The 14,589-nt window shown below is 69.4% G+C and carries 15 protein-coding genes; 7 read left to right on the forward strand and 8 right to left on the reverse strand.

Features of this window, described 5'->3' with window-relative positions; genetic code table 11:
- Nucleotides 1-22: 22 nt before the first annotated feature.
- The 3 genes from AC3WLB_RS10905 to AC3WLB_RS10915 all read left to right on the forward strand — a co-directional run bounded on the left by AC3WLB_RS10905 (nucleotide 23) and on the right by AC3WLB_RS10915 (nucleotide 2,631).
- On the forward strand, nucleotides 23-223 hold the full coding sequence (locus AC3WLB_RS10905) for a hypothetical protein (protein WP_492505841.1): 201 nt from the start codon (nucleotides 23-25) through the stop codon (nucleotides 221-223).
- A 116-nt stretch (nucleotides 224-339) separates the two neighbouring features.
- Nucleotides 340-1,554, forward strand: a complete 1,215-nt coding sequence (locus AC3WLB_RS10910) for an LCP family protein (RefSeq protein WP_492505843.1) — start codon at nucleotides 340-342, stop codon at nucleotides 1,552-1,554.
- 126 nt (nucleotides 1,555-1,680) lie between these two features.
- Nucleotides 1,681-2,631 carry a DNA polymerase III subunit epsilon gene (locus AC3WLB_RS10915; RefSeq protein ID WP_022895205.1) on the forward strand — a complete coding sequence of 317 codons (951 nt, stop codon included), beginning with the start codon at nucleotides 1,681-1,683 and terminating at the stop codon, nucleotides 2,629-2,631.
- 213 nt (nucleotides 2,632-2,844) lie between these two features.
- Here the strand turns inward: AC3WLB_RS10915 and AC3WLB_RS10920 are convergent, their stop codons facing one another.
- Both AC3WLB_RS10920 and AC3WLB_RS10925 read right to left on the reverse strand, forming a co-directional pair.
- Nucleotides 2,845-4,398 (reverse strand): MDR family MFS transporter, encoded by a 1,554-nt coding sequence (locus AC3WLB_RS10920; RefSeq protein WP_492505846.1) that lies wholly within the window; start codon nucleotides 4,396-4,398, stop codon nucleotides 2,845-2,847.
- Between the two features lie 143 nt (nucleotides 4,399-4,541).
- A complete protein-coding gene (locus AC3WLB_RS10925) occupies nucleotides 4,542-4,988 on the reverse strand; it encodes an SRPBCC domain-containing protein (protein WP_022895203.1) in 447 nt (148 codons plus the stop codon).
- A 44-nt stretch (nucleotides 4,989-5,032) separates the two neighbouring features.
- Here AC3WLB_RS10925 and AC3WLB_RS10930 point away from each other — a divergent pair, with 44 nt between their 5' ends.
- From AC3WLB_RS10930 to AC3WLB_RS10945, 4 genes are all read left to right on the forward strand, one after another.
- The gene (locus AC3WLB_RS10930) at nucleotides 5,033-5,638 is read left to right on the forward strand and encodes an alpha/beta fold hydrolase (RefSeq protein WP_492506201.1); all 606 of its coding nucleotides are present in this window, start codon (nucleotides 5,033-5,035) and stop codon (nucleotides 5,636-5,638) included.
- The gene (locus AC3WLB_RS10935; protein ID WP_492505848.1) at nucleotides 5,635-5,793 is read left to right on the forward strand and encodes a hypothetical protein; all 159 of its coding nucleotides are present in this window, start codon (nucleotides 5,635-5,637) and stop codon (nucleotides 5,791-5,793) included. Before AC3WLB_RS10930 ends, AC3WLB_RS10935 begins: the two co-directional genes overlap by 4 nt.
- A gap of 174 nt (nucleotides 5,794-5,967) precedes the next feature.
- On the forward strand, nucleotides 5,968-7,701 hold the full coding sequence (locus tag AC3WLB_RS10940; RefSeq protein WP_492505850.1) for an MFS transporter: 1,734 nt from the start codon (nucleotides 5,968-5,970) through the stop codon (nucleotides 7,699-7,701).
- Nucleotides 7,698-8,156: a MarR family transcriptional regulator gene (locus AC3WLB_RS10945; protein ID WP_022895200.1), complete on the forward strand. Its 459-nt coding sequence runs from the start codon at nucleotides 7,698-7,700 to the stop codon at nucleotides 8,154-8,156. Before AC3WLB_RS10940 ends, AC3WLB_RS10945 begins: the two co-directional genes overlap by 4 nt.
- A gap of 18 nt (nucleotides 8,157-8,174) precedes the next feature.
- Here the strand turns inward: AC3WLB_RS10945 and AC3WLB_RS10950 are convergent, their stop codons facing one another.
- The 6 genes from AC3WLB_RS10950 to serA all read right to left on the reverse strand — a co-directional run bounded on the left by AC3WLB_RS10950 (nucleotide 8,175) and on the right by serA (nucleotide 14,540).
- The gene (locus AC3WLB_RS10950; protein ID WP_492505853.1) at nucleotides 8,175-8,951 is read right to left on the reverse strand and encodes a fumarylacetoacetate hydrolase family protein; all 777 of its coding nucleotides are present in this window, start codon (nucleotides 8,949-8,951) and stop codon (nucleotides 8,175-8,177) included.
- A gap of 3 nt (nucleotides 8,952-8,954) precedes the next feature.
- Nucleotides 8,955-10,067 carry a branched-chain amino acid aminotransferase gene (locus AC3WLB_RS10955; protein WP_492505855.1) on the reverse strand — a complete coding sequence of 371 codons (1,113 nt, stop codon included), beginning with the start codon at nucleotides 10,065-10,067 and terminating at the stop codon, nucleotides 8,955-8,957.
- Between the two features lie 27 nt (nucleotides 10,068-10,094).
- Nucleotides 10,095-11,165: a 3-isopropylmalate dehydrogenase gene (locus tag AC3WLB_RS10960; RefSeq protein ID WP_492505857.1), complete on the reverse strand. Its 1,071-nt coding sequence runs from the start codon at nucleotides 11,163-11,165 to the stop codon at nucleotides 10,095-10,097.
- 9 nt (nucleotides 11,166-11,174) lie between these two features.
- Nucleotides 11,175-12,449 (reverse strand): RNA polymerase sigma factor, encoded by a 1,275-nt coding sequence (locus AC3WLB_RS10965; RefSeq protein WP_492505859.1) that lies wholly within the window; start codon nucleotides 12,447-12,449, stop codon nucleotides 11,175-11,177.
- Nucleotides 12,450-12,491: 42 nt separating this feature from the next.
- Entirely contained in the window at nucleotides 12,492-12,848 is a 357-nt protein-coding gene (locus AC3WLB_RS10970) for a YciI family protein (protein ID WP_022895194.1), read from the reverse strand.
- A 99-nt stretch (nucleotides 12,849-12,947) separates the two neighbouring features.
- Nucleotides 12,948-14,540 carry a phosphoglycerate dehydrogenase gene (gene serA / locus AC3WLB_RS10975; RefSeq protein WP_492505862.1) on the reverse strand — a complete coding sequence of 531 codons (1,593 nt, stop codon included), beginning with the start codon at nucleotides 14,538-14,540 and terminating at the stop codon, nucleotides 12,948-12,950.
- Nucleotides 14,541-14,589: the final 49 nt, after the last annotated feature.

Consider the following 14,589-nt stretch of genomic DNA (forward strand, 5'->3'; position numbering starts at 1 on the left):
CGTCACAGGGCATCCTGGAGGTATGGACACCATCTGGATCATCCTGCTGGCGGTTCTGGCCATCATCATTGCGCTCGGCGTCGCCATCGGCATACGGCGTCGGCGCAGCGGCGATTACCGTCCCACTCTGGAACACCGCGACCAGCCCTCGAGTCCGCACTCCGCGGTCGCCCCCGACGCGCCGCGCTTCACCGATCGCACGGGCGGCGGCGCCGGGTTCTGAGCTGAGAGGTCGGCGATCGCGGCCGGCTCGGGCGACGCTCGGGCGGCGCGGCGCGCCACCAGGGCCGGATGTTACCCTCGACGAGCGAACGGCGACCGAGTGGGTGAGGGGCGAGCATGGCGCAGGTGCGACACGGGCGGCAGACGACGCCGTCGGCGATCGGCTCGGTGCTGCGGTTCCTCGGCGTCGCCTTGGCCGTCGTCGCGATCAGCGCGGTGGCGGTGGTCGGCTATGCCGTCACGAGCGTCACGCAGACGATCAGCGACAACGCGGTCGACATCGGCGGTGAGACGCCCGCTCCACCTCCACCGTTCTTCGGCGCCTTCGAGGGCGGCTTCACGATGCTCGTGGTCGGCACCGACTACGACTCGAACCAGGGCGACGATTTCGGCGAGCGGGATGCGACCCTCAACGACGTCAATATCCTGTTGCACGTCTCCGCCGATCACCAGAACGCCGTGGTCGTGAGCTTTCCGCGCGACCTCGTGATCGCACATCCGGAGTGCACCGACCCCACCACCGGCGACGTGTACGACGCGATGAGTGCACAGCCGCTCAACGAGGCGTACAGCCGCGGCGGGCTCGGCTGCGTGGTCGACACGATCAGCTCGCTGACGGGTGTACCCATCCAATACGCCGCCTCCACCTCCTTCAAGGGCGTCATCGAGATGACGAACGCGGTGGGCGGCGTGGAGGTGTGCGCGGCCGACGACATCGCCGATCCCGACTCGGGCTCCTACCTCACGGCGGGACTGCACACCGTGCAGGGCCAGGAGGCACTCGCCTTCCTCCGCAACCGGCACGGTGTCGGCGACGGCAGCGACCTCGCGCGCATCGGCTCGCAGCAGCAGTACCTGTCGTCACTGCTGCGCAAGATCAAGTCGGAGAGCACCCTCGCCGACCCGGCGAAGGTCTACGGCCTGGCCCACGCCGCCGCGGCCAACATCATCCCGTCGCAGTCGCTGTCGGGACTCGACTCCATGGTCTCGCTCGCACTGACACTGAAGGACATCGACCTCAGCAAGGTCGTGTTCGTGCAGTACCCGGTGGCGGCGTACGTCGAAGACCCGAATAAGGTGCAGCCGGTGCAGAGTCTCGCCGATGAACTGTTCTCGCGGGTGCTCGCCGACCAACCCTTCTCTCTGCCCGCCGACTCCACCGTCACGGGGTCGACCGACGTGGATGCGCCGCCGGTGGAGACGCCCCCCACCGAGGCCGCGCCCCCGGCCAGCGACGCGCCGACGGATGCCGCGGCCACGCCCGACGTGATCGAGGGCCTGAAGGGCCAGACCGCGGCCGAGCAGACCTGCGCGAACGCCTTCTCCGGCTGAGCCGACCGCCGGTCGTGGTGCCGGGAGGCTCGACGACTCTGCGCGCATCGCGGGCGCGTCGTCGCGGCGATGTCGGATGCTCTGGTTAGCCTCGGAAGGCAGCATCCGACACCAGAGAAGAGCACCATGCCCGGCTTCGCCACGATCGATTTCGAGACCACGGGCTTGTTCCCGGGCCGGAGCGACCGGGCGGTCGAAGTGGCTGTGGTGCACTCCGATGCCGACGGCACGATCACCGGTCGATGGGACACCCTGATCAATCCGGGGCGCGACCTCGGTCCGCAGCACATCCACCGCATCAGCGGCTACGAGGCGCGTCAGGCGCCGAGCTTCGCCGAGATCGCACCGCGGTTGCTCGAACTGCTCTCGGGGCGGGTCGTGGTGGCGCACAACGCGAGCTTCGACCTGCGGTTCCTGCTCGCCGAGCTGGCCCGCATGGGCTATCGGCACGGGCCCGAGGTGGTGAGCCTCTGCACCATGCAGTTGGCCGGCCGCTTCCTGCCCGGGTCGCGGCGGTCACTGGCCGCCTGTTGCGCGACCTTCGGCATCGACCTCGACGGGGCGCACCGGGCATCCGTCGACGCCGGGGCCACCGCGCAGCTGCTGGCGGCCTACCTCGACCACTCAGGCGAACGCTCCGGGTGGCAGGAGTGCCTGGCCCGCGGTGCCGAACACGAATTCGCCCGGCTGCCGGGCTCAGGCGTCGAATGGTTCCCGCGCGAGCGCGCCTGGCCGGCGGGGCGGATGCGCGCGGGCGGCGACCGCGAAGGGGGCCAGGCCCGGCGTGCTGTGCGGTTCGAAGCCGACTTCGGGCCCACTGCGGGCCGGGCGCCGCACGGTCTCGCGCTGGGAGCGGGCGACCAGGTGGCCCTCACCGGGTCGATGTCGCGCCCGCGCGAGGAATGGAACGCCATCCTCGCGGGCAACGGCGTGGTGCCGCGCAGCTACGTCACGAAGGCGGTGAAGCTCGTGGCCGCCGCCGACCCCGACTCCCTCTCGACGAAGGCCCGCCGCGCCCGCGCCTACGGCATCCCCGTGGTGAGCGAGCGCGCCCTCACCGCACTGCTCGGCCTCTGACCGACGGAGCGTCGCGTGCGGAACGCGCGCAGGCGAGTAGGGTCGGCCGCATGTCGACCGAACCGCCGCCCACTCTTCCGCCCGAGCCACCCACACCGCCGCCCGGCGCGCCGAGCGACCCGCCGCAGGCACCGCCGGAGCCGCCGCAGTTCTAGGCGGCCCGTCCGCAGCCGGGTGGGTGCCTCCGGTGGGCGTGCCGATCAGTGCGTCCGGTCAGTGCCCGATCGGCACACCCTCGGGCGAGCCCCCGGCCTCCTCGTCGAGCACGCGCTGCTCCTCGGGCGTCAGTGCGGCGGGCCGCCGCACGAAGAACGCCGCCACCACGCCGAACAGCGAGATGATCGCTCCGCACAGGAACGCGGCCTGGATGCCCGCGGCCGACGCCGACACCTCCGACGCGCCCTGCGCGACGTGACTCAGCGTCACGCCCGACATCACCGCGATGAACAGCGCGGTTCCGGATGCCCCGGCCAGCTGCTGCACCGTGCCCACGATCGCCGAGCCGTGCGAGTACAGGCGCGGCTTGAGCGCGCCGAGACCCGCGGTGAACAGCGGTGTGAACATCAGCGCGAGGCCGATGCTGAGCGTGACGTGCGCCACCAGCACCCACCACATCGAGGTGTTCTCGTTCACCATGGTGAGCCCCCAGAGCACGCCGGACACGATGATCGACCCGGGTACGAGCAGCACGGTCGGCCCGTAGCGGTCGTAGAGCCGCCCGACGAACGGCGCCAGGGCACCCATCACGAGCCCGCCCGGCAGGAGCAGGAGGCCCGTGGTCAGCGCGTCGAGCTTCAGCACGTTCTGCATGAAGAACGGCAGCACGATGATGGTGCCGAACAGGGCCATCATCGACACCGCCATGAGCAGGATGGCGACCGTGAACGTGCGCGCCTTGAAGGTGCGCAGATCGAGCAGCGCCCGGTCGGTGCGCTGCAGCACCAGCTGGCGCAGCACGAAGGCGGCGAGTGCGACGACGCCCACGATCAGGGGCAGCCAGCTGCCCATGAACGTGGCGGATGCCCCACCGATGTTGCTCAGGCCGTAGACCAGTCCGCCGAAGCCGAACGCCGACAGGATGATCGAGAAGACGTCGATCGGCACCGCACGCGGCTCGGTGACGTTGCGCACGCGCACGGCGCCGAGAATGAGCGCACCGATGGCGATGGGCAGCACCAGGATGAACATGAAGCGCCAGCTCAGCGTGCTGAGGATGATGCCCGAGATGGTGGGCCCGATGGCCGGTGCCACCGAGATGACGATGGAGATGTTGCCCATCGTGCGCCCGCGAGTGGCCGGCGGCACCAGGGTCATCACGGTCGTCATCAGCAGCGGCATCATGATGGCGGTGCCCGAGGCCTGCACGACACGAGCGGCCAGCAGCACCTCGAACCCGGGCGCGAGCGCGGCGATCAGGGTTCCGGCGCTGAACAGCGACATGGCCGTGATGAAGATCGGCCGCGTGTTGAAGCGCTGCAGCAGGAACCCGGTGATGGGGATGACCACCGCCATCGTCAGCATGAAGGCGGTGGAGAGCCACTGCGCCGCCACCTCGGTGATGCCGAGGTCGACCACGAGGTGCGGGATCGCCACACCCATGATGGTCTCGTTGAGGATGACGACGAAGGTCGCCACGAGCAGCAGGTTGATGACGAGCCGGTTGCGGCGGCCGGTGCCGTCCACATCGGCGGCGGCGCGCTCGCCGGCGCCGGCAGGGGCGGCACCGGGCGGCGGGAGCTCGGTGGTGGGTACGGAACTATCGGTCACGAAGGTGTCCTGTCGAGATCGTGGGGAGGCAAGAGGATCGGCGATGCCGCTGTCAAAGGAGAACGCGGGAGGTACTCTGCCGTATTCCACCGACATTCGGTTCCAGAAGATGTGAACAGTGTACACATCCTCCGGATGAAGAGCTACCCGCAGATCGATCTGCGGAGACTCTCGAGCAGGTAGTTCCACCCGGGGTCGATCTCCCGGTCCAGAGCACTTCCCGGCACGACCCCGGAGTGGGAGAGCGTCACCCGCGTCCGCTCGCCATCCGCCAGTCCGTCCACGCGTTCCAGCAGCCAGTCCACCCGCGTGCCTGCGTGGCCGGGCACGTCGTCCGACCAGACCGGGTGCAGGGTGGTGGACAGCCGATGCGGCGGGTCGGCGACCAGCACCGTGCCCAGCTCGTAGGGCAGGCCGTCCTCACCGAGGTAGGTGATGGGCGCGCCGACCTCCCAGGTCGACTCGACCGTGTTCGCGAACCACCACTCGGTGGTGTACTCGGGCGACGTCAGCGCCGCCCACACCCGAGCGGGCTCTGCGTCGATCACCAGCGTGAACGTTCGAGTCACCGTGCCATCTGCCGTGGTCATGGCAGCCATTCTCCTCTTGCGGTGGTCTCGCGCGCAGCACTAGCCTGCTCTCCAGCAGCTGGGACGCGTGGCGCACCCTGTTCGAGGAGAACGGATTCTCCACCGTCACCCCCGGCTGGCCCGACGACCCGGAGAGCGTGGCCGAAGCCCGCCGCGATCCGGACGTCTTCGCCCACAAGATGGTGAAGCAGGTCACCGAGCACTACCTCGAGGCGATCGACGCCCTCACGCTCTCCCCCGCCGTCGTAGGGCACTCCTTCGGCGGGCTGATCGCGCAGAAGATCGCCGGCGAAGGGGCGAGCGAGGCCACCGTAGCCATCGACCCGGCACCGTTCCAGGGTGTACTGCCGCTGCCCTTGTCCTCGCTCAAGTCGTCGGCCCCCGTGCTCGGCAACCCGCTCAACTTCGGCAAGGCGGTCTCACTCATCTCGAGGAGTTCACCTACGGCTGGGCGAACAACCTCGACGCCGACGAGGCGAAGGAGCTCTGGGAGACCTACCACGTCGCCGCCTCCGGCGTCCCGCTGTTCCAGGCAGCGACAGCCAACTTCAACCCGTTCACCGAGACGAAGGTCGATTCGAAGAACCCGCGCCGCGGGCCGCTCCTCATCATCTCCGGAGCCGCCGACAACACCGTGCCGCCGGCCATGACCGAGGCGGCCTACCGCATCCAGAGCAAGAACCCCGGCGTCACGGAGTACCTCGAGATCGAGGGCCGAGGCCACTCGCTCACCATCGACCACGGCTGGCGGGCGGTGGCCGACGAGGCCCTCGCATTCCTCACGAAGCAGACCGCCAACAACTGACCCAGCGCCCCCGGCGCAAACGGGCGTAGGCCCCGAGCCTGTCCCCGGCGACGTCATCGGCGCCGGAGGCTCGGGCCTGCGCCCGTTCTTGTGCGCGCCCACGCACCACGGTAGGCGTATCGTTAGTTTATATACATCAAGTAACTGACGCAGACGACTCGCGGAGCGCATCCGATGACCCAGCCCACCCGTTTCCTCAGCAAGGACCACCCCCGCTACAAGTGGGTCGCCCTCAGCAACACCACGCTCGGCATGCTGATGGCCACCATCAACTCCTCCATCGTCATCATCTCGCTGCCCGCGATCTTCACCGGCATCGACCTCGATCCGCTCGAGGCGGGCAACATCAGCTACCTGCTCTGGATGCTCATGGGCTACATGCTCGTGACCGCGGTGCTCGTGGTGAGCTTCGGCCGGCTCGGTGACATCTACGGCCGGGTGAAGATCTACAACCTGGGTTTCGTCGTGTTCACGGTGGGCTCGATCGCCCTCGCCTTCGATCCGTTCCAGGGCGGGGCCGGTGCCTTGTGGCTGATCGGTTGGCGGCTCGTACAGGGGGTGGGCGGTGCGATGCTGTTCGCGAACTCCACCGCCATCCTCACCGACGCCTTCCCCGTGCACCGGCGCGGCATGGCACTCGGCATCAACCAGGTCGCCGCAATCGCGGGCAGCTTCATCGGACTCATCGTGGGCGGTCTCCTCGCGGTCGTCGACTGGCGAGCCGTCTTCTTCGTGAGCGTGCCGATCGGGATCATCGGCACGATCTGGTCGTACAAGTCGCTGCACGAGGTGGGCACCAGGAACCCCGGCAAGCTCGACTGGCCGGGCAACCTCGCGTTCGCGGTCGGGCTCACCGCCGTGCTCGCCGGCATCACCTACGGCATCCAGCCCTACGGAAGCAGCTCGACCGGCTGGACGAACCCCTGGGTACTCGCCGCCATCGTCGTCGGGCTGCTGGTGCTGGCCGGGTTCGTGGTCATCGAGCTCCGGAGCGCGGCGCCGATGTTCGAGATGCGGCTGTTCCGCATCCGCGCCTTCGCCATGGCGAACCTCGCCGGTCTGCTCGCCGCGGTCTCCCGCGGTGGTCTGCAGTTCATGCTGATCATCTGGCTGCAGGGCATCTGGCTTCCACTGCACGGGTACGCCTACGAAGACACACCGCTCTGGGCGGGCATCTATCTGCTGCCGATCACCGTCGGCTTCCTCATCGCCGGCCCGGTCTCGGGCATCCTCTCCGATCGCTTCGGTGCCCGCTTCTTCGCCACCGCCGGGCTCCTCGTCACCGCCGCCGCCTTCGTGGCGCTGCTCGCCATCCCGGTGAACTTCGAATACTGGCAGTTCGCGCTCATCACCCTCGTCTCGGGGCTCGGATCGGGCATGTTCAGCGCGCCCAACCGCACCGCGATCATGAACAGCGTGCCCGCCAACCAGCGCGGCTCCGCGTCGGGCATGGCCGGCACGGTGCAGAACGCGGGCACCTCGCTCTCGATCGGCATCTTCTTCTCGCTGATGATCGTGGGCCTCGCCGCCACGCTGCCGCAGAGGCTCACCGACGGTCTCACGTCCCACGGGGTCCCGGCTGCGGCGGCCCAGCAGATCGGGGCCCTCCCGCCGGTGGGCAGCCTGTTCGCCGCCTTCCTCGGCTACAACCCCATCGAGAGCCTGCTCGGCCCGACCGGCGTCCTCGACCAGCTCTCCGCGTCGAACGCCGGGGTGCTCACCGGCAAGGAGTTCTTCCCGCAACTGATCTCGGGGCCGTTCCACGCCGGACTCGTCGTCGTGTTCACGGCCGCCGCCGTGATGAGCGTGATCGCTGCAATCGCCTCGCTCAGTCGGGGCAAGAAGTTCCTGCATGTGGAAGACTCGACGGTACCCGCCCGATTGGTGACCGAAAGTCAGAACCGATGACGAATGAACCCGACCAGGACCGAGCTGAGATCGCCGCGCGCCTCGCGCTCTCCGTGGGGCGGCTGAACCGGCGCATCCGGGCCACCAGCGACACGCTCACCCCGGGCCAGATCTCGGCGCTGTCGACCATCGTGCGCAACGGTCCCATCCGTCCGGGTGACCTCGCCCGGGTGGAGCGCGTCGCGGCCCCCACCATCACGCGGCTCCTGGCCGATCTCGAGACGAAGCGACTGGTGACCCGCACCGCCGACCCCGACGATGGGCGTTCCTTCTTCGTCGAATCCACCGACGCCGGTGCCGAAGCCATCCTGCGGGCACGCAGCGAGCGCGCCGAGCACGTGCTCGAACTGTTCGAGGAGCTCACCGACGAGCAGATCGACCAGCTCGCCGGGGCGCTCGACGCCCTCGACGTCGCCGCCGGCCTGCAGGAGAACCCCGCGCCCGACGAGTCCTGACCCGCCGTTCGGCGGCCGTCAGGAGACGGGGTTCGAGAGCACCCCGAGGCCCGAGATCTCGATCTCGACGGTGTCACCCGCGACCATCGGCCCCACACCGGCCGGCGTGCCGGTGAGGATGACGTCGCCCGGCAGCAGGGTGAACGCCGCCGAGGCGTACGCCACGATCGCGGGCACCGAGTGGATCATGTCGCTGAGTGGCGCACTCTGCTTCAGCACCCCGTTGAGGCGGGTCTCGAGAGCAGCGGATGCGAGGTCGAACTCGGTCTCGATCACCGGCCCGAGCGGGCAGAAGGTGTCGAAGCCCTTGGCCCTGGCCCACTGCCCGTCGGCGGCCTGCAGATCGCGGGCGGTCACGTCGTTCGCGATGGTGTAGCCGAAGATCACGCTGGCCGCGTCGGCGGCCGCGACGTTCTTCGCGACGCTGCCGATCACGACGGCGAGTTCACCCTCGAAGTCGACACGATCGGACTGCGGCGGCCGCACGATGCGGTCGCCCGGGCCGATGACCGCGGTGTTGGGCTTCAGGAAGAGCAACGGCTCCGCGGGGGCCTCGCCGGTGTTCATCTCGGCCACGTGGTCCTGGTAGTTCTTGCCGACCGCGACCACTTTCGAGCGCGGGATGACCGGTGCCAGCAGCGTCGCATCCGCCAGCGGCACGCGCTCGCCCGTGGTGTCGAACCCCGCGAACATCGGGTCGCCGTTCAGCACCACGAGGTCGGTGCCATCGCCCTCTCCCTCGTCGAGGATGCCGAAGTTGATGGCACCGCCATGACTGAACCGCGCGATCTTCATGGGCTACGCGTCCAGTCTCGTCAGCCAGCCGTGCCGGTCGGGGCGGCGGCCGTACTGGATGTCGGTCAGCTCTTCGCGGATCGACAGCGTCACCTCGCCGGCCGGCGCGTTCTCGTCGCCGATGGTGCCCTCGGGCGACTTGAGGGCCGAGATGGGGGTGATGACCGCGGCCGTGCCGCAGGCGAACACCTCCGTGATCTCGCCCGACTCCACGCCGTCACGCCACTCCTCGATGGTGACGTCGCGCTCCTCCACCGTCAGCCCGCGGTCGTGGGCGAGCTGGATGATGCTGTCGCGGGTGATGCCCTCGAGGATGGTCCCGGACAGCCGCGGGGTGACGATCCTGCCGCCCCGGTGCACGAAGAACACGTTCATGCCGCCGAGCTCGTCGACGTGCTGCCCGGTCTCGGCGTCGAGGAAGAGCACCTGTGCGCAGCCGTGCTCGTAGGCCTCCTGCTGCGGCAGCAGCGAGGAGGCGTAGTTGCCGCCGCATTTGGCCGCACCCGTGCCGCCACGGCCGGCCCGCGAGTACTCGGTCGAGAGCCAGATCGACACCGGCGCGACACCGCCCGTGAAGTAGGCCCCGGCGGGGCTCGCGATGACGTAGTAGCCCACCTTCTGCGAAGGCCGCACGCCGAGGAACGACTCGTTCGCGATCATGAACGGGCGGATGTAGAGGCTCGTCTCGGGCGCATCCGGAACCCAGGCGCCGTCGACGGCGATGAGCTGCCGCAGCGACTCCACGAAGTCCTCGGTGGCGAGCTCGGGCAGCGCGAGCCGGCGGGCGGAGTTCTGCAGGCGCTCGGCGTTCTTCTCGGGCCGGAAGGTCCAGATGGAGCCGTCGGCGTGCCGGTAGGCCTTCAGGCCCTCGAAGATCTCCTGGGCGTAGTGCAGCACCGCGGCGGCGGGGTCGAGCTGCAGCGGGCCGTACGGGATGACGCTGGCGTTGTGCCAGCCCTCGGTGACGGTCCAATCGATCTGCACCATGTGGTCGGTGAAGTGCTTGCCGAAGCCGGGGTCGGCCAGAATGACCTCGCGTTCGGCCTCCGCCCGCGCATCCTGCGAGGGTGTCAGCTCGAACTGGAGGGGGAAGGTGGAGGTCGGTGCGATGGTCATGATCAGCCTGTCTCTGGTGATGCGTCGTCAGTGGGTCTCGGGGGCCGGTGCGGCGAGTGCGGCGGCGATCGCGTCGCCGATCGCGGCGGTGGCGCGAGGTGAGCCGTCGCGGCCGGCGATGTCGGTCACGACGGCGGTGCGCACGCGCGTCGCCTGCTCGGGCAGTCCGAGGTGGTCGAGCAGCAGGGCGACCGAGAGGATCGCGGCCGTGGGATCGGCCTTCTGCTGCCCCGCGATGTCGGGAGCGGAGCCGTGCACCGGTTCGAACATCGAAGGATACGTGCCGTCGGGGTTGATGTTGCCCGAGGCCGCCAATCCGATCCCGCCGCTGATTGCGCCGGCCAGGTCGGTGAGGATGTCGCCGAAGAGGTTGTCCGTGACGATGACATCGAATCTAGCAGGGTCGGTGACCAGGAAGATGGTCGCAGCGTCGACATGGAGGTAATCGACGGCCACTTCTGGGAAGGTGGCCCCCACCTCGTCGACGATGCGCTTCCACAGCCCGCCCGAGAAGGTGAGCACGTTGGTCTTGTGCACGAGCGTCAGCTTCTTGCGCCGAGCGGATGCGCGGGTGAACGCATCCCGCACCACGCGCTCCACCCCGTAGGCGGTGTTCACCGACACCTCGGTCGCGATCTCGTGCGGGGTGCCGGCGCGCAGCACGCCGCCGTTGCCGACGTACGGGCCCTCGGTGCCTTCGCGCACCACGACGAAGTCGACGTCGCCATGAGCGGCCAGGGGGCTGGGCACGCCGGGGTAGATCGTGGTGGGCCGGAGGTTCACGTAGTGGTCGAGCGCGAAGCGCAGCTTCAGCAGCAACCCGCGCTCGATGTTCGCGTCGGCCAGGCGCGGGTCGCCCGGCACTCCCCCGACCGCGCCGAGCAGAATGGCGTCGTGGCCGGCGATCGCGGCGAGGTCGTCGTCGGTGAGCACGTCGCCCGTCTCGAGGTACCGCGCGGCACCGAGCGAGAACGTGGTCTTCTCGAACGCCACGTCGCCGCCCGCTGTGACGGCGTCGAGCACCTTCACCGCCTCGGTGACGACCTCGGGGCCGATCCCGTCACCGGGAATGAGTGCAAGTCTGATCGTTCGCGCCATGCACCCAGATTAGTCGTCGCGACGAGGTGCGATCCGCCGCCCCTGGAGTTCTCGCGCCCGCCTGCCGAGGAATGCCCGGATGGCGCCGTTGGGCTCGCCCTCGAGCGCTCGGGCGTAGGCGTCCGCCGCTTCCGCCGGGCGGCCCGCCCGGCGGAGGAGATCGGCGCGCACCGCCCAGAGCTGGCGGGTGAAGGCCGGGCCCGACGCATCCGCCATCAACTCGTCGACGGCCGCCAGGGAGTCGTCGAGGCGGGCACCGGCGAGGTACGAGCGGGCGACGAGCCGATTGAGGCACGCGGCCGGCGAGGGCCACGACGCGACCAGGGCGTCGTAGAGCGAGACGATGGAGACCCAGTCGGTGGCCGCCCAGGAGGGCGCTTGCGAGTGCAGGCCCGAGATGCCGGCCTGCAGCGCGAACCGCCCGCGACCGGCCAACGCGATGGTCGCCTGAGCGAGGCCCTCCTCGATCATCGCGGTGTTCCAGCGCGAACGGTCGGCCTCGTCGAGCGCCACCACCTCCCCCGCGGCATCCGTTCGCCCGGGCGCCCGGGCCTCGGTGAGCAGCAGCAGGGCCAGCAGGCCCCGCGCCTCGAGATGGCGGGGCCGCAGCCGCACCATTGAGCGCGCCAGCGACAGCGCGCTCGCCGTGGTGACCGAGCGGCTGATCTCGTCGCCCGCCAATGCCGTGTGCCCCGCCGTGTAGAGCAGGTAGACGATCGAGAGCACGTCGTCGGTGCGCTCGGCGAGTTCCGCGGCATCCGGTTGCTCCAGACGGATGCCCGACGACTGGATGCGCTTCTTCGCCCGCGTCAGCCGCGCCGCCATGGTGGCCGGCTTCACGAGCAGCAACTCGGCGATCTCATCGGTCGACACGCCGCAGACGGCACGCAGCGCGATGGCGAGGCGCGCATCCTCGCTGAGTTCGGGCCGGCAGGCCAGGAAGAGCAGCTGCAGCCGGTCGTCGTCGATCGAGACGGCGAACGGATCGGCGCCCACCTGCTCCGCGGCGGCCGCCTCACGGTCGGCCGCCTCCGCCGCGAGGCGGCCGAAGTGGCGCACGAATCCGGCCTCGCGGCGCATCCAGTCCACCGCGATGTGCTTGGCGGTGGTGGTGATCCACGAGGCCGGGTTGCGGAGCTCAGGCTCTGCCGTGGCCCGCGCGAACGCCTCCTGCACGGCGTCCTCGGAGAGCTGGAGGTCGCCGGTGAACCGGAGCACGCTGCCCAGGATGCGAGGCCACTCCTCGCGGAAAGCGTGCTCCAGCGCGCCGGTGCTGCGGGGCATCCGTCGACCGTCAGCCGGCGGCGGCTCGTCCATCGGCGTGCATCACGGGGTGTCCATCACGGGGAAGAGTTCGAGGACGCCCTCGGTGGGCACGAGGGCGGCGAGCTCACGCGCCTGCTGCTCGTTCTCGACTGCGATCTTGTAGTAGCCCGAGATGACCTCCTTGGTCTCGGTGAACGGTCCGTCGGTGAACACGGCCGGCGCCCCGTCGCGCGCGGGGGTGATGCGCACCGCCTTGTCGCTGGATTCGAGGGCGTCGCCACCCAGCACCTGTCCGCCCGCCGCGGCCACGGCCTGCGCGAACGCGCCGTGCTCCTGCATGGCGGCGGCCCACTGTTCCTCGGTGACCGCCGACGAGTCCCACTGCGGCTCGCGGATGAGAACGATGTATTCCTTCATGATGCCTTCTCCTTCTGTTCCGTCAGAATGTGTCAAGCGACATCCATACGACGAACGCTAGCTGCCGAAATCGACAGCCGAGAAGGATCTCTTCGGGAATTACTCGTCCGTGACGTCGATCTCGCGCATCAGGTCGGCCTGGATCGCATCCTGCAGCGTGGCGAGCAAGCCGTCGGGCACCGGGGAGTCGACCGTCAGCACGCTGAGCGCCTGGCCGCCGGCCTCGTGGCGGGCGATCTGCATGCCGGCGATGTTGACGGATGCCTCGCCGAACTCCTTGCCGTAGACCGCGACGATCCCGGGCCGGTCGGTGTAGAGCATCACGATGAGGTGCTTCGCGAACGGCACCTCGACGTCGTAACCGTTGATCTCGACGATCTTCTCGATCTGCTTGGTGCCGGTCAGGGTGCCAGAGACCGAGATCTGCGAGCCGTCGCTCAGCGCGCCGGACAGGGTGATGACGTTGCGGTACTCCTCCGAGACCGGCTCGGTGATGAGCCGAACGGTCACGCCGCGCTGCTCGGCGAGCAGCGGAGCGTTGACGTAGGACACCGTTTCGCTCACGACGTTGGTGAACACGCCCTTGAGGGCGGCGAGCTTCAGCACGCTCACGTCGTAATCGGCCAGTTCGCCCTTCACGACGACGTCGACCGAGGTGAGCGGGCTCTCGGCGAGGCCCGAGAACACCTGCCCGAGCTTCTCCACCAGGGGGATGCCGGGGCGCACGTACGGGTCGATGACCCCGCCGGCCACGTTGACCGCATCCGGGACCAGCTCGCCGGAGAGGGCCAGCCGCACCGACTTCGCCACCGACACGCCCGCCTTCTCCTGCGCCTCGTCGGTCGAGGCGCCGAGGTGCGGGGTGACGACGACGTTCGGCAGCGCGAGGAGCGGCGAGTCCTTCGGCGGTTCGCTCACGAACACGTCGAGGCCGGCGCCGGCGATCGTGCCGGCGGTGAGGGCGCGGTGCAGCGCCTCCTCGTCGATCAGGCCGCCACGAGCCACGTTCACGATGAACGCGGTCGGCTTCATGCGTGCGAGCTGCTCGTCGCTGATCATGCCCGTGGTCTCGGGCGTCTTCGGCATGTGGATGGTGATGAAGTCGCTCTGCTCGAGCAGCTCGTCGAGGGTCACCAGGGTGACGCCGAGCTGCTGCGCCCGGGCACTCGTGACGTAGGGGTCGTAGGCGATGACGTTGACGCCGAAGGCCTGCAGGCGCGCGGTGATGAGCGCTCCGATGCGGCCGAGACCGATGATGCCGACCGTCTTCTCGTAGAGCTCGACACCGGTGTAGGCGGAGCGCTTCCACTGCCCCTGCGCGAGCGCGGCGTGGGCGGCTGGGATGTGCCGGGCGAGGCTCAGGATGTGCCCGACGGTGAGCTCGGCCGCCGAGATGATGTTCGAGGTCGGCGCGTTCACCACCATGACACCGGCGGTGGTGGCGGCCTTGATGTCGACGTTGTCGAGCCCCACGCCCGCGCGGGCGACGACCTGCAGCTTCGGCGCCGCGGCGATCGCCTCGGCGTCGACCTTCGTCGCCGAGCGCACGAGCACCGCGTTGGCGTCGGCGAGCGCCGCCAGCAGTGCGGGGCGGTCGGTGCCGTCGACGTTGCGCACGTCGAAGTCGGGCCCGAGAGCGTCGACGGTGGCGGGGGACAATTCTTCGGCGATCAGCACGACCGGCTTCGACACGGATCGGGTCCTTCGGTTGGTCTGGTGGGAGCCCCTCAAGCGTAGTGCA

The sequence above is a fragment of the Herbiconiux sp. FW305-C-125 genome, assembly GCF_058783455.1.